The 18,059-nt window shown below is 46.1% G+C and carries 15 protein-coding genes and 1 pseudogene; 10 read left to right on the top strand and 6 right to left on the bottom strand.

Features of this window, described 5'->3' with window-relative positions:
• The first annotated feature begins 1 nt into the window (after nucleotide 1).
• Both MKY75_RS19590 and MKY75_RS19585 read left to right on the top strand, forming a co-directional pair.
• Nucleotides 2-400: an Rrf2 family transcriptional regulator gene (locus MKY75_RS19590; protein ID WP_340886299.1), complete on the top strand. Its 399-nt coding sequence runs from the start codon at nucleotides 2-4 to the stop codon at nucleotides 398-400.
• 114 nt (nucleotides 401-514) lie between these two features.
• On the top strand, nucleotides 515-1,420 hold the full coding sequence (locus MKY75_RS19585) for an NAD(P)/FAD-dependent oxidoreductase (protein ID WP_340886297.1): 906 nt from the start codon (nucleotides 515-517) through the stop codon (nucleotides 1,418-1,420).
• A gap of 62 nt (nucleotides 1,421-1,482) precedes the next feature.
• Here the strand turns inward: MKY75_RS19585 and MKY75_RS19580 are convergent, their stop codons facing one another.
• The gene (locus tag MKY75_RS19580) at nucleotides 1,483-1,701 is read right to left on the bottom strand and encodes a DUF5316 family protein (protein WP_208332637.1); all 219 of its coding nucleotides are present in this window, start codon (nucleotides 1,699-1,701) and stop codon (nucleotides 1,483-1,485) included.
• Between the two features lie 57 nt (nucleotides 1,702-1,758).
• Nucleotides 1,759-2,787 carry a LacI family DNA-binding transcriptional regulator gene (locus tag MKY75_RS19575; protein WP_340886296.1) on the bottom strand — a complete coding sequence of 343 codons (1,029 nt, stop codon included), beginning with the start codon at nucleotides 2,785-2,787 and terminating at the stop codon, nucleotides 1,759-1,761.
• Nucleotides 2,788-3,031: 244 nt separating this feature from the next.
• On the opposite strand from MKY75_RS19575, the gene MKY75_RS19570 reads away from it, so the two are divergent.
• The 4 genes from MKY75_RS19570 to MKY75_RS19555 are packed head-to-tail and all read left to right on the top strand — an operon-like array spanning nucleotide 3,032 to nucleotide 8,360.
• Nucleotides 3,032-4,312 carry an apiosidase-like domain-containing protein gene (locus MKY75_RS19570; RefSeq protein WP_340887106.1) on the top strand — a complete coding sequence of 427 codons (1,281 nt, stop codon included), beginning with the start codon at nucleotides 3,032-3,034 and terminating at the stop codon, nucleotides 4,310-4,312.
• 33 nt (nucleotides 4,313-4,345) lie between these two features.
• Nucleotides 4,346-5,380, top strand: a complete 1,035-nt coding sequence (locus MKY75_RS19565) for a Gfo/Idh/MocA family protein (RefSeq protein ID WP_340886293.1) — start codon at nucleotides 4,346-4,348, stop codon at nucleotides 5,378-5,380.
• 11 nt (nucleotides 5,381-5,391) lie between these two features.
• On the top strand, nucleotides 5,392-6,501 hold the full coding sequence (eutH, locus tag MKY75_RS19560) for an ethanolamine utilization protein EutH (protein WP_029518308.1): 1,110 nt from the start codon (nucleotides 5,392-5,394) through the stop codon (nucleotides 6,499-6,501).
• 5 nt (nucleotides 6,502-6,506) lie between these two features.
• Nucleotides 6,507-8,360 carry a beta-glucoside-specific PTS transporter subunit IIABC gene (locus MKY75_RS19555; RefSeq protein WP_209949764.1) on the top strand — a complete coding sequence of 618 codons (1,854 nt, stop codon included), beginning with the start codon at nucleotides 6,507-6,509 and terminating at the stop codon, nucleotides 8,358-8,360.
• 91 nt (nucleotides 8,361-8,451) lie between these two features.
• On the opposite strand, the gene MKY75_RS19550 is transcribed toward MKY75_RS19555, so the two are convergent.
• The 4 genes and pseudogenes from MKY75_RS19550 to MKY75_RS19535 all read right to left on the bottom strand — a co-directional run.
• Nucleotides 8,452-9,546 (bottom strand): glycosyltransferase family 4 protein, encoded by a 1,095-nt coding sequence (locus MKY75_RS19550; RefSeq protein ID WP_340886291.1) that lies wholly within the window; start codon nucleotides 9,544-9,546, stop codon nucleotides 8,452-8,454.
• Nucleotides 9,547-9,597: 51 nt separating this feature from the next.
• On the bottom strand, nucleotides 9,598-10,692 hold the full coding sequence (locus tag MKY75_RS19545) for a tetratricopeptide repeat-containing glycosyltransferase (protein WP_069012658.1): 1,095 nt from the start codon (nucleotides 10,690-10,692) through the stop codon (nucleotides 9,598-9,600).
• A 58-nt stretch (nucleotides 10,693-10,750) separates the two neighbouring features.
• Nucleotides 10,751-11,842: a glycosyltransferase gene (locus MKY75_RS19540; protein WP_340886289.1), complete on the bottom strand. Its 1,092-nt coding sequence runs from the start codon at nucleotides 11,840-11,842 to the stop codon at nucleotides 10,751-10,753.
• A 207-nt stretch (nucleotides 11,843-12,049) separates the two neighbouring features.
• Nucleotides 12,050-13,255, bottom strand: a pseudogene (locus MKY75_RS19535) (NTTRR-F1 domain); the annotation flags it as partial.
• A 627-nt stretch (nucleotides 13,256-13,882) separates the two neighbouring features.
• Between MKY75_RS19535 and MKY75_RS19530 the strand changes: the two are divergent.
• The 4 genes from MKY75_RS19530 to MKY75_RS19515 are packed head-to-tail and all read left to right on the top strand — an operon-like array spanning nucleotide 13,883 to nucleotide 18,049.
• Nucleotides 13,883-14,998, top strand: coding sequence for an ABC transporter ATP-binding protein (locus MKY75_RS19530; RefSeq protein WP_340887105.1), 1,116 nt, complete (start codon nucleotides 13,883-13,885; stop codon nucleotides 14,996-14,998).
• Nucleotides 14,995-15,717 carry an ABC transporter permease gene (locus tag MKY75_RS19525; RefSeq protein WP_340886285.1) on the top strand — a complete coding sequence of 241 codons (723 nt, stop codon included), beginning with the start codon at nucleotides 14,995-14,997 and terminating at the stop codon, nucleotides 15,715-15,717. The genes MKY75_RS19530 and MKY75_RS19525 overlap by 4 nt, the downstream gene beginning before the upstream one ends.
• A gap of 5 nt (nucleotides 15,718-15,722) precedes the next feature.
• A complete protein-coding gene (locus MKY75_RS19520; protein WP_318628031.1) occupies nucleotides 15,723-17,114 on the top strand; it encodes a GldG family protein in 1,392 nt (463 codons plus the stop codon).
• Nucleotides 17,111-18,049, top strand: a complete 939-nt coding sequence (locus MKY75_RS19515; RefSeq protein WP_340886283.1) for a DUF4340 domain-containing protein — start codon at nucleotides 17,111-17,113, stop codon at nucleotides 18,047-18,049. The genes MKY75_RS19520 and MKY75_RS19515 overlap by 4 nt, the downstream gene beginning before the upstream one ends.
• The last annotated feature ends 10 nt before the right edge of the window (nucleotides 18,050-18,059 follow it).

Here is an 18,059-nt window from a genome sequence, read left to right as displayed (position 1 = left end):
TATGAAATTTACAAAAGCAACGAATTATGCTCTGCACACTATGCTCATGCTCGTTACTGATTCGTCGGTTAAGCCGGTAGGTGTTCAGCAACTGGCCGAATCCCAAAATGTATCACCAACTTATCTTTCAAAAATTTTGACGAGGCTTGTGAAGGCCGGAATGATCGAATCCGTTTCTGGAGCCAATGGAGGCTATCGCCTATCCCGTCATAAAGATGATATTACTTTTTTGGATATTATCCATGCCATTGAAGGTACGAATTCTTTGTTTGAATGTGATTACGTCCACGGTTCTGAGTGCCTGATTCAAGCTGTAATGAGGGAAGCAGAGGAGAAAATGGAACGACATCTAAAAAATACGAAATTGGTCGATTTGGCGCAAAAGCAAGCACAAGTGTAAAGTGAGCGATTTTATATAGAAAGAGGGTGGTTGCCAGTTATGTAAAACGGTGTTTTTTTGGTTCCATCGCAGACATAAAGAGTCTTTAATATCTTTTAAAAGGAGTTGGGTGTTATGCTATACGATTGCGCTATTATTGGCGGAGGGCCTGCTGGGTTGAATGCAGCCCTCGTGCTGGGCAGGGCAAGGAGAAGTGTGGCCTTGATTGATAATAATCGGCCCAGAAATGCGGTTACGCATGCGTCGCACGGTTTTATTACAAGAGATGGCGTAACGCCATCTGAGTTCCGCCGTGTAGCTTATGAGGAAGTGCTGCGTTATCCGTCTGTTCATCATTTGCAAACCGAGGTTGTTTCGATTATGAAAAACGTATCCGGATTTGAGGTGTTTGATTCGTCAGGCCTTCGCGTTCAAGCGCGAAAATTGATATTAGCGACGGGCGTAAAGGAGATATTCCCCAAGATCGCAGGTTTTTATCCGTTATACGGGAAAAGTTTGTTTAATTGCCCTTATTGCGACGGTTGGGAGCTGCGGGATCAACCGCTTGTCCTTGTCTCTGAATCGGCGGCTATATTTCATACAGCCAAACTACTCCTTAATTGGAGCAAGGATTTGATCGTCTGTACGAACGGTCATGCATCCCTGTCGGACGAGCAAAAAGAACGGCTTCAATCCAAGGGGATAGTAGTAATAGAGCAACCTGTTGCGGCGTTCATCGGCCACAATGGAAAGCTTGAGCACGTGCGCTTTACGGATGGCACTCAAGTCCCGAGGATCGGCGGCTTCGTGACTCCCCAGTTTGTACAAAGTGCACCGTTTGGAGAACATTTGGGCTGTGAAAGAACGGAGTCGGGCGGGATCAAGACGGATGAAGCGGGGAGAACCTCCATACCTGGTGTATATGCTGCTGGGGATTCATCGTACTTCATGCCTTCTCAGTTGATTTTTGCGGCCGCCGACGGCAGTCGAGCCGCTGCGAGCGTAAATATGGATTTGACAGAGGAAGATTTCAACGAATGACGAGAAATTGGAAATGTCCAATATGGAATCCGATAATAGAAAAGGCCGCCAATATTGCGGCTTTATTCTAAAATCATAGAGAGAGCAAGCAATAATAAACCAATGATCATAAAAATAAAGGACCATTTCCATCTGTTTTTTCTATCTTTCCCCTCGGGATCAGCTGCCTGTTCAACATAAAAGTTAGCCCGCATGCGGTCACCGCTGACCCCTGTTCCACTTAATATAATAGCCAGTATTATGCATGTGGCACCTGCCCACCATAAATAATCATATATCATGATGATCCCCCCATTCTTATCTTCTCTATTACCCCATTTCGTGCACCATATCATAGGTCATTCTGTGACTAAACAAGACCTTCTTTCAATAACCTCTGTATTCACAAGAACCTGAGTATGATGCCCCTGATGATGGTTAAGCCTCTCCATAAGCAAGTTTACAGCCGTTCGGGCCAAAATATCCTTTTTCACATGAATGGTTGTGAGTTCCGGGCTAATGACCTTCGCTTCATGTATATTATCAAAGCCCATGATGGAAATTTGTTCAGGCACTCGAATGTTCATTTCCTGAAACGTTTTAATGGCACTGATCGCCATATAATCATTTTCGCAAAATAGGGCCGAAGGTAGCTCGTCCAATTTATGAATAGCTGTTCTAAATGCGTCCTGTGACATCACAAGCATGGGATGCATATCAAATGTAAGCCCATTTTCTATGGAAAGATTGTGCTCCTCTAAAGCCGCCATAAACCCTTCCTTTCGTTTTTTAAAGTTCAGAATTCTGGTACTGGATTGTACGTATCCTATCTTTCTGTGTCCTGACTGAATTAAATATTGGCCTGCCTGATACCCACCGAGATAGTTATTAATAGATACGAAACTGGCATCGACGTGTTCAAAGCAAGTATCCAAAATAACAATATTGGAATGAATGGATTGTATGGAATGAATAATCTCGGAAGTTAAATTGGTGCCAAGTAGAAGTATGCCTGAAGAGGGCTGATCTTTTTCCAAAGTAGATAATTCTTCTTCGAGGCTATGGCTATCAAAAGACGAAAAAATCAAGGTGTTTCCATGTTCTCTCACCTGATTGGTAATATGATGAATTAATTCGTTAAAAAATGGAAGTGAATCATAGTGCTCTGTTACGATGTCTGTATTTTTACAGGCCACAAAACGAATCACATGATGATTTTTAATGGCTTCCTTGTTTGTCTTCATGGTGCGTGGTTTATATCCATGCTCTTGGGCTATTTTTAGAATGTGCTCCTTGGTTTCTTCACTGACTCCGGGTTTGTTATTAAAAGCAAGAGAAACAGCAGATTTAGAAACACCTGCAAGCCTTGCAATATCATCAATTTTCAATGTGGAACCCCCTATTGAACTAAACTACATAAATTATATCATTACTCAGCAAGAAAGTTTAGCTCATAAACTAAACTAAACTAAATAACTAAAAGTAAAAATTTGTTGACCTTTTATAATTTATAATGTTAATATTCAAGTGTAAAGCGCTCTAATTTAGTTTATTTCACGTAAAAAACACATGAGTTTAGTTTTTTATTTAGTTTTGTTTAGAAAATTTTGCGCATACAGCAAGAGAGGAACGGTGATTCATTTGAGTTTAAACATGGCTGAAAATCAAAGAAGTTTTACCAAAGAGGAAAAACCTTTTTTTTATTTGGCAGATACGGTGTGGAGTGTATTTACCAACGCGACGATAGAGGAGTGGAGCGATTATCTTGACTATCGGAAGATGCAAGGTTTCAATGTGTTGCAAATCAACATGCTCCGACAATGGGACGCAAGTGAATCGGATCTGAATCTACAGCCGTTTGCATTAATGGAAAATGGGGATTTCGACTACCATACATTAAACGAAGCTTATTTTGACCGGGCAGAAATCATGTTGAAGATGGCTACAGAGCGTGGATTTGTTCCAGCACTGGTTCTGTTGTGGTGTAACTATGTGCCGGATACATGGGCTGAGATGTTCCAAAAAGGTAATAAAATGCCGTTTGAATGCGTTGAACCCTATGTAACGTACGTGGTAAACCGTTTTTCTCCATTTGATCCTATTTTTCTGATTAGCGGGGATAGTGATTTTCCGACCGAACGTGCCAATTCCTATTATTTAAAAGCACTGGATATTGTACAACAATTAAGCCCTGCAAGCTTAACTACGCTGCATATTCAAGGAAGATTGAGAGAAATTCCTCCAGCCTTTGAGAAACACCAGGGTCTTGGATTCTATATGTATCAATCAGGACATAATTCCGAGTTCCAACATGTAGCCCATGAGATTGCTCAACATTTCTATTATAAGCCGGATATACGGCCTGTCATTAATGGAGAGCCATGTTATGAACAAATTAGTTACAGCCGCAATGTGTATGGCAGATACACAGCACTGGATGCCAGAAAAGCGGCATGGCAAAGCCTCCTTGCAGGCGGGGGTGCGGGCATTACCTACGGAGCGCATGGCATTTGGAGCTGGCACAAGAAAGGAAAGAAATTCGGCATTGTAGAAGGGGAAGGATTCGATAGTCCCTATGATTGGAGAACTGCATTGCAATTTGAGGGCGCATGGGATTATTCCTTTATTAAATATCTGTTTGAAATGTACAACCTGATTGGCGTAAAGCCGTTGGATATTGTTTTAAACAAGACAGAGGAAATCAGAGCTGCGGGGAACGAGAATACCATTGTGTTGTATGTCCCGGTTAACACAAAGGTACGACTAAGTATCAACGTGCAGGAATACAAGTTTACAACGATTGATTTAGCCGGGAAGCGGTTTGCTCAAACCGACGTGTCCGTCCAAAAGGATCAATCGGTGCTAGACATGCACAGCTTTGAAAGTGATGTTGTAATCATCGGAACGAAATAAAAACAGAGAAGAATGTGGATGGAGTGAAGCAACATGTGGAAAATCGGCGTTATTGGAACGGGATATTGGTCGGAGAAACATATCAAAGCATGGCAGTTTATCTCGGATGCAGAAATCAAAGGATTTTGTGATCGAAATAAAGGCTTACTTTTTGAAAAAGCAGATCAATTCCATGTCCCTACTGAATATTGTTATACCAGCCTGGAGGAGATGCTAAGCGAAGCGGATATTGATGTCGTGGACATCATTACACCTCCTGAGACACATCTGGAACTGGTTCGACTGGCGGCCGCAGCCGGAAAACATATTATGTGCCAAAAACCTTTTGCCCGTTCTGTTGAGGAAGCTGAGCAGATAGTAAGTATTGCTGAAGCAGGAGGAGTCAGACTTATGGTGACAGAAAATTGGCGTTGGCTTGAACCTTTTCAAATTATAAAAAAATTGCTGGCAGAGAATATCGTTGGAAATATGAATGTTATACGTTATACGCATACCGATTTTTATTCACCGAGGTTTGCTCCGGAAAAAGAGCTGCCGCAGCCATTTTTCAGAGATATGCCCAAGCTTTTGTTTTATGAAATGGGAGTTCATTGGCTGGATACTTGGCGTTTCTTATTCGGTGAACCTCGGCGTTTGTATGCGGAAACCAAGCGGGTCAGTCCATACACACAAGGAGAAGACACGGGCATTATCATGTTAGGTTATGAACATTATTTCGGTCTTATGGACATGAGCTGGGCGACTCGCAGGGAACTGGATGGGCAGCTGTCGGAACAGGTTCTTCCCGATCATAAAGAACAACTGGTGATTGAAGGCGATGAGGCTACCCTAAAACTGTACAAAACAGGTAAATTATGTCTCATTAATAATCAGGGAGTCGAAAAAGTATTGGTTGAAAAGACTGAATTAAACTATGAGGAAAGCCATAAAAAGCTACAGGCTCATTTTATAGATTGCCTCAACACGGGAAAAGAATTTCAAACGAGTGGTCACGACAATATCAAGACCCTTCAGCTTGTATTCGACACCTATGACAGCGCAGAAAATCATAAAGTTCATGTGTATTAAGAGGCAACAGGATGTCCATTAACGATATTGTGATGTATGTTATCGCTCTTTTTTTAGTGTTGGGTGCATTGGATCAATGTTTGGGAAATCGCTGGGGTTTGGGACAAGCCTTCAACAATGGGTTTATGACCATGGGCTCTCTTGCTCTGGTCATGATAGGGATTGTTTCCTTGGCCCCTGTACTGGCCGCGTGGTTGATCCCCATTGTTTCACCGTTATATGTGGCAATGGGTGCCGATCCGGCATCCTTTGCTAATACGATATTGGCGGTAGATATGGGGGGATACGCACTTGCGGCAGAAATGGCGCACAGCCAGCAAGCGGGCGTGTTTTCATGGGTTTTTCTAGGGACCATGTTTGGCCCAACGCTCGTATTTACGATTCCGGTTGCCCTCGGCATTTTGGAAAAAGGGGATCATCCATATTTTGCAAAAGGTATCTTGATCGGTATTAGTACCATTCCCGTTGGCTGTTTCATAGGGGGAATGATCGCCGGATTTGACGTGATTATGATTTTAAAAAATCTGATCATTCCCATGCTTCTTTCAATAATCATTATGCTGGGTTTACGTCTATTTACGGAGTATACGATCCGATGGTTCAAGTGGTTTGGTAACGGCATTAGGCTTCTATCCCTTGTCGGTTTGGCAGCGATTGGGGTCGAAACCTTAACTGGATTTGTGATTATTCCCAATATGGCTCCGTTGTCTGTCGGTGTGCAAACGGTTGGAACGATTGCTATTGTATTGGCTGGTGCGTTTCCGTTGGTTGCTTGGATTACAAAAATATTTAAAAATCCGCTTCAACGGGCAGGACGTTTGCTAAACATAGATCCATCGGCTACTGCGGGTCTTGTGGCTAGTCTTGCTCATAATATTCCTACCTTCACTTTAGTTAAAGAGATGGAGCCCAGAGGAAAAGTGATCAGTATTGCCTTTGCTGTCAGTGGATCTTTCGTTCTCGGAGGACATCTTGGCTTTGTAGCTGGAATGGACAAGAATATGGTGATTGCCATGATCGTGGGAAAACTTACAGGCGGGATTAGTGCCGTAATTGTCGCAGTTATTGCACATCCAGCTACTACGAATAGAAAAATAGAAAGCGCATCCAAGAAGGAGTGAACATGATGGATCATAAAAAAACAGCCAAAGAAGTGTTGAGAGCCGTGGGCGGAAATGAAAATGTGAACAGTGTCATTCACTGTGTCACTCGATTGAGATTCAAACTGAAGGATAATCAATTGCCAGATAAAGAAAAGATCAAGCAGATTGACGGTGTCATTACCGTTGTAGAAAGTGGTGGCCAATTTCAGGTGGTCATCGGGAATGAGGTTCCCAAAGTATACGAAGCTCTTTTGGATACCATGGGAGTAAAGCATGGAGATCAGATGGTTGAAGACGATCAAAAAAATGAAAAAGCGAGCCTATTCAGTCGATTTGTCGATGTCATTTCAGGTGTGTTCATGCCCGTTGTGGGTGTGCTCGCTGCTGTGGGGATTCTAAAAGGACTATTGGCCTTATGCACATCCCTGGGCTGGATGACGGATCAGATGGGCACGTATAAAATTTTATATGCGACAGCGGACGCTATGTTTTATTTCTTTCCGGTTATTCTAGGTTTTTCAGCAGGTAAAAAGTTTGGAGGAAACCCGTACCTGTCCGCTGTTTTGGGGGCCGCCTTGGTGTATCCGACCATTACTTCGGCCTTTACGGATAAAACGGCGCTGTCCTTTTTGACGATACCTGTCGTTCTAATTAATTATACTTCTTCTGTTATACCTATCATTATTGGGGCGTTCTTGGCAGCTAAGGTCGAAAAAATGATAAGCAAGTTTGCACCTGCTTCCATTAAAATGTTCATTGTTCCTTTTCTGACCTTGGTCATCATATCACCGATTGTTTTTCTGGTTGTCGGACCGATCGCAACTATTATCAGCGATGGGTTAGCCAAAGGCTCTATGTGGATTTACCAGTTAAGTCCGGCTGTAGCTGGTCTCGTTCTGGCCGGATTCTGGCAGGCTATTATTATCTTTGGTCTCCATTGGGCGTTTATTCCAATTCTCTTGAATAATGTAGTTACGAACGGGTTTGATCCGATTAACGGTATGTTGTTCTGTACTACGTTTGCCCAAACAGGTGCAGCTTTTGCCATTGCTTTGAAATCACGGGACCCTAAATTAAAACCCATCGCCACTTCTGCCACAATTGCGGGTTTGATGGGGGTTACTGAACCAGCTATTTACGGGGTTACGCTCCCCACCAAAAAACCGTTTATTTTAGCCTCGATTGCTGGAGGTATAGGAGGAGCTGCAGCAGGCTTACTCGGCTCAACGGCATATGGATTTGCCTCAGGCGGTATTTTTGGTATACCTCTATTCATTAATCCAAAAGGCATGGATGCAGGCTTCATCGGCTTTATTATATCTTTGGTTGTAGCTTTTGTAGTCGCATTTATTCTGACCTATCTTTTCGGTTATAAAAATGCACAATCTGCGTCTGAAATTAAGGTTGCAGATGAAAACAAAGAAGAAGAAAAAACGATATTCAGTCCTCTACATGGTCAATTGATTCCTTTAACCACAGTGAAAGATGAAGCTTTCTCCAGTGGTGCGATGGGTCAGGGAGCCGCAATTATCCCCCGAGAAGGAGTAGCTTACGCACCTTTTAACGGAACTGTTGTTACCGTTTTCAAAACAAAACATGCGATTGGACTGATCTCTGAGGATGGAGTTGAACTGCTCATTCACATTGGAATTAATACGGTCAGCTTGAAGGGAAAACATTTCACTTCCTTTGTGTCTGAAGGAGATACGATTCAAAAAGGGGACAAGCTGGTTGAATTCGATCCCAAAGCTATAGAGGATGACGGATATGATATTACCACATCCGTCATTGTAACCAATACAGCCGTGTACACGGATATTTTAGTTGAAGATTCCAAGGATATTCATGCAGGAGACCGCTTACTAAAGATTAGATAGATTCCAATTCCAATATTCAATAATAAAAAAGGCAAGATAAAGCTGACGATGCCCCGTATATAAAAAGGGTTGTCGTCAGCTTTTTTTTTAATTACCTCACACCTAGCGTGTTCATCATCTGTCTGAAGGAACGCACATATTTATCCGGTGCCAACAGGTTAACGATTCGCGCCAGTCCTTTCTTGCGGATAGATTCGCGTTGAGGTACGTTGTTCATCAGGTCTAGTCCTTGCAGTATCGCCTGCAAGATGTCCCCCTGCTGATAAAATTTACCGGTTTCGTTGTGGTCAATGAATGCTCGTACTCCGTCTGAATCAGAACTTAATACCGGGCAACGACAGGCCATCGCCTCAGCAACTGCATAGCCGAATCCCTCCACCAATGAGGTCGATAGCAAGTAGCCGCCTGAGTCGCCAATCATGGAGTAATACAGGGGCATATTGGCATGAGGTACGCTTTTAAAACGCTCGATAATGGAGGACATGCCAAGCTGAGTAAGCATTTTTTCGAATTGTATTTTATCCTCCGGCTGTGACAATGTTTCATCATAAAACATCCAGATTCGAAGATCCGCACGGTTTTGCAGCATCCAGTAAGAAATATCGACAAAATGCCTCCAGTTCTTGTTGGGCTCTAGCCGTCCAACCCAGGCAATAACCGGATTAGTTGGAGGAGTGTTAGGTACATAATTAAATACGCGGGTATCCAGCACGTTTGGAAACACATAGCGATTAAGCCATGGACACATGGTGGAGAAAAGATTCACTAAATGAGTCGTATCTGGTAGGAGCACTGCATCGGCGTAATTTTGAAGATACGGAACTGCATCTGCAACAACCCAAGCCGCTTCTTCGTGAGGGCCAAAGCCCTGCGATTCATAGATCAATATCCCCTGATAGCCCAACATTCGCAATCTGGGGAGCATAGGGTAGTCCGAAGAGACGATAATTGCATCGTAGCGATGAGTCTCCACCAGCTTTCGAATTTCTTCTTCAGAGGAAGTCGTGAACACTGGAATATCGCCGTGCAGGTTTTGCATCCCTGTACCCTGCTGATAATAGAGAAGATGACATTCGATCCCGTCCTGAATGAGCGCTTTACAACGCTGGCGGTTCAAGGTTTCTACGCCGCCGCTGGGTATATAAAAAGTAAATAGAACTTTGATCTCAATAACCTCCTTTGCCAACCACAAGCTCTAATACCAAGTTATTCAACCAACAGGACGGGGTGTGGGTTTCTATGGAAGCCTGGATTGAATTAGCGCATAATTATGACTGAGGCGAGAATCTTCCGGGGAGCGTTCTGTTGCTTCTTTCGCAAATTCACATGCTTTGTGTAAAAGGCCTAACTCGTAGCAAGCGAGGGCACCAAGATCATACAGCGTGGCGTCCCAGCAAAAATCCTCTTGCATGTACGTATCCGGTCGTGTAGAAATTTGCAGCGCTTCTTCAACCATATGATAGACGGCGGGCCAGTTCCGCGTATGATAGGCCAGCTGAGCCATTTCCGTGTAAGGTTCACGTAAATACGGTGCTTCCGCAATAGCCCGGTATAACCAACGTGTTGCCTCTTGCCATTGTTCACTTGCTTTATAGGCTCTAGAAATAAAGCGCATCGAAGCACTGCGTTCATCTGCCCAGCGTGCCTGCGGCATGGCAAGATGTTGTTGCAGCGTAGCAATGCACTCGTCCCAACGGCCATGATACATATATTCCCGCCCCAAGTAATGCATGTTGCGGTCATCCTCGGGAAACTCGCGCACAGACTGCTCCAGCAGTGGAAGGTATTGGCTGCGGGACTTGTGCGGATCGGGATCATGATACAAGCGGAGCTGGTCTGATCGGATGTTGCGTTCTTTACCCTCTCCGATATATTCAAGCACCTCGTGAACTGGGCGTACCCAGCGGTACCCGTGACGAGTGTGTATTTTTTCTTTCCAGAACCATGTATAAACGGTATCTTGCCCAGGCTGTCCATGTGTAAAGGCATATAGCATCCGGGTAGTTCCTTCCTTCCAGTTGCGTTCCAGCCGCGACCGCCAACCCTCCTCCCAGACTTCGTCCAGATCCGTACAGACACAAATATCTATATCATCAGGGACCAGCCGTAGGGACTCATTGCGAGCTTTGTCAAAACGCCAAGGAGTTACCTCTATACGATGCACCTCTGCACCCGCTTCGTGTAGCAGGGAAACAGTATCGTCTGTAGAGCCGGTGTCCGCTACAATGACAACATCGGCTTCACGCATGGTGTGCATCCAGCGTTTGGCGAATCGGGCTTCATTTTTGCTAATGGCATAGACAGCTATTTTGTACCGATTCGATTGTTGCATTCCGCTTGCTCCTCCTTTGACTTACTTAAAGATTAAGGGGTGAGTGTGTGGGACATTTTTATTGGGGAGGATTCAGGATTGGGCTGAAGAACTGTCGATTATGCAGGACGTACGGGTCGTTGGGAATGTAAATGGCAGCTTGCTCGTTGTGCCAATTCGCACGTGTGTAATCCTTCATCCGAAAATGGCAAATGCATAGCTGGATATGAGGAAACCACGTTTGGTACGCGTCTTGTACCGGGCCCATCGTGTCGGGAGGATTCAGAGTGGTAGCCATGTCGTACCAGTAAATAGCTTTGGAGATCTCATTTTTATGCAAAAAATAATGACCCATCCGACAGCACAGATCAGCCCTGGGCGCATCGAAGGTCAAACTATGGAGAGCCGCTGTAATGCTTTGCTCCAGCTTGCCAAGCTGTTGTAGACAATCAGCCATTTTGCTACATGCACTAATCGCGTCCTCTGCCCAGCATTGTCCAGTATCCAGAAAATCCTGGTAAACCTGCACAGCCTGCTCATATCTTTTATTGTCTCTTAACTCGTTAGCGTAATAGTAGAGGTCACGAGGAGAGAAGGCATGACCTTGGGCGAGCAATTTCTCATAGATTCGCAGGTTTCGTCCTGGAGAGACCGTGTGTGTTCTAGTGTGAGTTATGGCGATATCGGCATGTTGAATATTCCCGTTTACGGCGAGGTACTCATGCACGGCTCCGTGCCAACGGAACCCGGCTGACCTTCTAACTAAGCGGTTTCGACGAAAATGTAGGGTGACATTGCCATGATCATCAAAGGCATAATGATAATTCATAGACACGGAATCCACGATTGGTGTGGCTGAGGAATCAAGGGTTTGCTTCAGCTCAAGCAGCTTGACGGCGTCCTGTTCCTTCAAAATATCATCGGCATCCAGCCAGAGAATGTATTCCTGCGTAGCTTGTTCAAACGAATAGTTACGTGCAAGGGCAAAATGATCTACCCATTCAAATGGAAAAATTCGATCTGTAAAGTTGCGACATATGTCAATGGTCTGATCCTGTGAACCCGTGTCCACGATGTTGATTTCATCCACAATAGGATGGATCGATTCCAGGCAACGGCCAATAGTATTTTGGTCATTTTTGACGATCATGCACAGGCTGATACTGATCAATTGAGTACCACTCCTTTGGGAACCTTCTAAGGATTCAGGTCGAACATAAAGCTTTATTTATCAAGAGGTCTGATTATAGAAGCCCTGCCGCAATCGCGGCAGGGCAAGGATGACAAAGCCTAAACGGGCTGTGCGGCTTTGTCGATAAGGTATGGTACGTCGCTTAAATATAATGTGGTAGAAAAAAGAACGTTAGAGTCCGGTAGGCCCTGTAGGTCCAGTCGGCCCCGTAGGTCCGGTAGGTCCATTCGGTCCTTGTGGACCAGTGTCTCCTGTTGGTCCAATCGGGCCAGTAAATCCAAGGCCAAACGGTCCGGTAGGTCCAGTCGGCCCTGTTGGTCCAGCGGGTCCCGTAGCGCCTGTGTCGCCAATAGGTCCGACAGGCCCGATAGGTCCAGCAGGTCCGGTAAAGCCAGTGGCACCCGTAGACCCGACAGGTCCGGTAACACCTGTGTCACCCGTGGCACCCGTAGGCCCGACAGGTCCGGTAACACCAGTGTCACCCGTGGCCCCTGTAGGTCCGACAGGTCCAGTAGCACCTGTATCACCCGTGGCGCCTGTAGGCCCGACAGGTCCAGTAGCACCTGTATCGCCCGTGGCACCCGTAGGCCCAACAGGTCCGGTAACACCGGTGTCGCCCGTGGCGCCCGTAGGCCCAACAGGTCCGGTAACACCGGTGTCGCCCGTGGCGCCCGTAGGCCCAACAGGTCCGGTAACACCAGTGTCACCCGTGGCACCCGTAGGCCCAACAGGTCCGGTAACACCAGTGTCACCCGTGGCACCCGTAGGCCCAACAGGTCCGGTAACACCAGTGTCACCCGTGGCACCCGTAGGTCCGACAGGTCCGCTAACGCCTGTAGCGCCTGTGGCACCCGCAGGCCCTGTAGCACCCGTAGGCCCGGTAGGTCCGGCTGGGCCCACAGCTCCAGCTGCACTTGCTTTAACAAGAGCAATAGAATCAATGGCTACATCAGCAGTGTTAGCCAAGGCATTTTTACTAATAACCAAAAAGGCAAAGGCTGCGTTGGCTGGAACAGGAGCTGTTACTTCATACAGGCTTTGCCATGTTCCGTTCACAGCGTCTGGCAATGTGCCTGCGCTCAAATAGGTAGTCAGCCCCGTGCTAAGGAAGCTAAAGGTTGCGTCATAGTAATACAGAAAAATGTTAACTTGAGGACTGGACAGGCTTCCTATTTTTGCAGCTGAGAGGCTTAATGTATAGCTTTCGCCTGGTGCAGCAAAAACGACCTGGGAAAGAGATGCATCTACTGCGCCTCCTGTCAGGATCGCACTATAAAAGTTTGTCTTTTTTACGGATAAGTTAGTGACGGTCACATTTGCAGCGTTCCAAAAAAGGGTAGATCCAGTCTCGAAGTCGCCGTTATTAACTAGATTGGTAAATAGTACGGTCATCGTTTTTTATACACTCCCTTCACACGTTGTAATGATAGTAGATGCGAATCCACGCCGTGGCGAACCGTACAAGTTTACGAGGGCAGATGCGCATTTCCATGTTCACATTTTAGACACATTATTTTAAGCTTCTATTTAAGTGACGTTAAGCTGGAGTTATATGTGGGGGGGTATCATTAGAATTTAAAAGTGTAGCATGAAGTGCGAGGAGACCGCTCCGCGAAGGCTTTGAGCTTCCGATCGCTGTTGCAGTAGGATTCTTCTTTGATTAGATAAGACATATAAAGGTAAGAATCCTACAGCAAAGGCGAACGCTAGCGCTTCTCCAGCTTCAAATCCTTCGCTTCGCTGCTACCTGCTTCCCATGCAACATTTTGGGGGAGGGGAACAGCAGGGAGGAGACCGCTTCGCGAAGGCTTTGGGCTTCCGATCGCTGTTGCCGTGGGATTTTTCTATGATCAAATAAGACATATAAAGGTGAAAATCCCAAGGCAAAGGCGAACGCTGGCGCTTCTCCAGCTCCAAATCCCCCGCTTTGCTGCTACCTGCTTCCCATGCAACATTTTGGGGGGAGGGAAGTAGGGGAGCAGCAGGGAGAAGATTACGATAAAGGAAAGGGTGGAACATGTGCTCAAAGTGCAGCAGGTAAGCAAGTGGTATGAAGGCAACCGGGGTGTACATAAGCTGGATTTTGAAATGCAGCGCGGTGAAATTGTTGGTTTCCTGGGACCGAATGGTGCGGGTAAAACGACAACCATGCGCATGATTACAGGGTATCTTCAACCCAACGAGGGAGTGATTACGATTGATGGTATCCCGATTCAGGATAAGGGCAGACAAGCTCGTTCCAAAATCGGTTATCTGCCGGAGACGCCCCCTTTGTATGAGGATATGTCCGTAAGATCCTATTTAAAGTTTGTAGCTAGTATTCGGGATGTGCCTGCGAGAGAGCAGAAGCTGCGTATTTCGGAGATGATTTCCAGGCTAGGACTGAATGGGCGGGAAAAACAATTAGTCCGCAGTTTGTCCAAAGGGTATAAACAGCGCTTGGGACTGGCAGGTGCGATTATTCATAACCCGGATTTACTGGTGCTCGATGAACCGACCTCGGGTTTGGACCCCAATCAGATTTTGGAGATTCGTCAGCTCATTCAGGAGATTGGCGAAAATCATACGGTATTGCTTAGCACACATATATTGCCTGAGGTGGATGCGTTATGCAATCGTGTTCTCATCATTCATGAAGGGAAACTGGTCATGGATGGGCGCCCTGACACGCTCGGCGGTTCGATGGAAGATGGATTCAAGGTGAAGGTAGAGGTTAAAGGCAAGCGTGAGCAGGTGATGGATGTCCTTCGTACTTGGGGAAAAGTAGAGGTTGAATCTATGGCGACCACGCTGCCTTCAGCGAACACGGAGCTAAGTGCCGCAGAGTCAGATATGACTGGATTGCTACTCACAGGAGCCTCCGGTGAGGATTTTCGCGAAGAACTATTTTATGTGCTGTCTGATGCGAAGCTTCCGATTTTGGAGATGAAAAAAGAAAGCCTTAGCTTGGAAAATATCTTCCAGCAGTTAACGACACGCGAGACGGAAGAAGGTCAGGTCGGCGATCCAGCAGTACAAGACCTACATTCCTCGGAAACTACAGCACCTACGGCCATCACGGTGGAGCATGGAGAAGCTGCGTCCAGCAATGATAAGACTGAAGAAGATAAGCATACAGGAGGTAATCGGTCATGAGGCGTTTGTTCGCGGTCTGTCAAAAAGAGCTGCAAGCCTATCTGTGGACACCAACAACGTATTTTGCGCTTGCAGTGTACATGCTGCTGACGGGGTTACTTTTTTATACCAATTTTGTGATGTATCAGCCTAGCATTCTGGACTATCGGCTGGTACTCAGCGACACCTTGTCCATGCTGGTGTTCGTCGTCCCATTACTCACGATGAGGCTGGTTGCGGAGGAATTCAGGCAAGGTACGGATGAACTGCTGCTTACCTCACCTGTGAGTGTGACGGAAATGATCGTGGGTAAATTTTTGGCGTCGTTGGGCATGTTGCTCATATTAGTGCTGTGTAGTCTAGCGTATCCGGTCGTGATGTCCTTTTATGGGGCACTGGATTGGACGCTGGTATTAACATCTGTGATCGGTCTGTTTATGCTTGGCGCAGCCATGATGGCGATCGGCTTATTCGCTTCGACGCTTTCACAGCATCAGATGATGTCGGCGGTCGTCAGTTTTATTATTTTACTTGTGTTCTGGATGCTGGATTCGTTTGGTGGACAGACGGGTGCATCTGCGGCGGTACAGCAATGGCTGGAACCTTTTTCACTAACCGCACGGTTTGACAGTTTCACCAAAGGATTGCTGAATGGAGCCGATGTGATGTACTACGTGACGGTGGCGGTACTCTTTTTGCTATTCAGCATCCAAGTGGTTGAACGGAAACGGTGGAGGTAATGAATATGAAAAAATGGCTGGGTCATACCAATAGTGTGGTACTATCGATTGCTGCTGTAGGGATTTTTATTTTATTGACGTTATTTCTGCGTTCGCTGGGTGGCTTTCAACTGGATCTGACGGCAGGGAAGCAGTATACGCTGTCTGACCAAACGTTGACGACCATCCAGGATGTAAAGGAAGACGTACGATTGATTGCCTTTACCGTATCCACCTCGCAAAATCAGAAGCTGAACCGGGATGTTACGGATATGCTGAATGAATACGCCAAGCGTAACAGCAAGCTCAAGGTCGAGCAATACGATCTGAATCAGGAACCGATACTGGCCAAGCAATATGGTGTTACTGCAGCGTCTATTGTGTTGGTGCAGGGGGAGAAGAAACGGGTTATAGATATTGGGAGTCTATTTACGCAAGCTCAGGGGAGTGGTGAAGGGGCATACCAATTTACGGGGGAAGAAAAGCTGACGAGTGGATTGTTGGGATTATCATCTACCCGTCAAGGAAAAGTGGCCTTTCTAACTGGACATGAGGAAATCCCATTGTCCCAAATGACTGAATTAAGTAGCTCACTGTCACAAGATAATGTGAAAACAGAGGAAGTTCAGCTCAATCAGGCGGGTAGTGTACCCAAAGATGCGTCTGTATTGGCTATTGTTGGACCAGAACGTGATATCAGTGCAACAGAACTGAAGAGTATTCGTACGTATCTGAATGGTGGCGGAAAGCTTTTTATGGCACTAGGCTTTCACCCGAACATGGGGTCCGATTGGAAAAACCTTGATGCATTAGCGGCTGATTATGGAGTGAAGGACACTCATGCCATCGTGGTGGATCAAGAACAGACGAATACACTTGGACCGCTATGGACGGTTCCTACCTTCGGCAGTCATGCGATCACCGATAAGTTGGCGGCTTCCAATCTGTACCCTGTTCTTTCATTGTCTATTGCTTTGCAGGCAGGAGAGCAGAAGGATTGGAAGTCGACGCTTTTGATGAAATCTTCTGGAGCTAGCTATGGTGAAACGAATATCCAAGGTCTGCTGAACAACGAAACACAGAAGGATGACAAGGACCCGCAGGGGCCGCTGGATCTCGGTTATGCGGTAGAAGGGAAAGACGGCAAGCCCAAAGCCGTTATTCTCGGAACGTCTGCCCTCTTAAGCGACACTGAGATCGGCACAGGAGGCAATCGAGACTTTGTGCTGAACAGTCTGAATTATGTGCAGGAGCATTCTGATGGGCTCACTATTCGTCCTCGTCAGGAGCAGGATTATAAGGTAGCTTACTTGACTCCTGCACAAGCGAAAACGATATTGACCATATCTGTCATCGGATTGCCGTTGCTGTTCGCGGTCATCGGAATCTTATTATGGTGGAGGCGAAGAAGAGCATGAGAAAATGGATACCCACAGTGCTGCTGTTAGTTGTATTGGGAGCGGGGATAATCTATGCAAAGAGCCAAAACTTTTTTCATGAACAAGCGCCGGCTGCTCGTCAGCTGATTCAGCTTACGCAAGAGAATATTACGTCTTTCGCAATCACTGGAAAGGACGGCAAGTCGGTGGAACTTGAACAACATGATGGCCAATGGAGTATGAGCAAGCCACGGACTTGCCCGCTAAACCAATATACAATAGACAATTGGCTAGCGGCGATTCAAAATGTAAAGTTGGGTGAAGTGGTGGAATCTTCCCCTACAGACGTAGCCAAATATGGGATCTCCGCTACCCATGATCAGATTGAGATAAAGACCAAGCAGGGTGACGTTCGTACCTTTGCTTTCGGTGAAACGTTGCCTTCCGGAGATGCTGTTTATGTATTATCAGACAAAAAAGAGATAGCTTCTGTACCTATAGATACTCTTTCAGGGTTATTGCTGGGTGCTGAAGATTTTATAGATACAACGCCGTTCGATTGGGACGATACCAAGCTGAGCGGAATAGAGTGGGAAGGCCAAAATGCTTCATGGATGCTCAAATCCTCCGGTAACAGCGGGACCGGAGACAGTGCCTCCACATCTTGGACGCTGAACGGAAAGTCAGTAGCTAGTGACACGGCGACTTCCCTCTCGCAGCAGATCAAAAACCTGACTAGCAGTCAGGCCTTGCGCAAAGCCTCTGAGCTGAGCAAGCCTGTCCACCGCTTTACGCTAAGTGTATCGCTGGGTAAGGATGATTCCCAGCTGGTCTATCAGGGCTGGACGCTTAAAGATGATCCAGATACCGTATGGGTTGTACCGCCACAAAGTAACTGGGCTTATGGTCTGTCAGTATCTGACGTAAACCGTACTGAACAGAATGACCACGACCAAGCTCAGGCTGGAAAATAACCATTAGTAA

Origin of the sequence: Paenibacillus sp. FSL L8-0663 (assembly GCF_038008125.1) — a bacterium.
Taxonomy (GTDB): Bacteria; Bacillota; Bacilli; order Paenibacillales; family Paenibacillaceae; genus Paenibacillus; species Paenibacillus polymyxa_D.
This window is presented reverse-complemented; position numbering and strand designations above follow the sequence as displayed.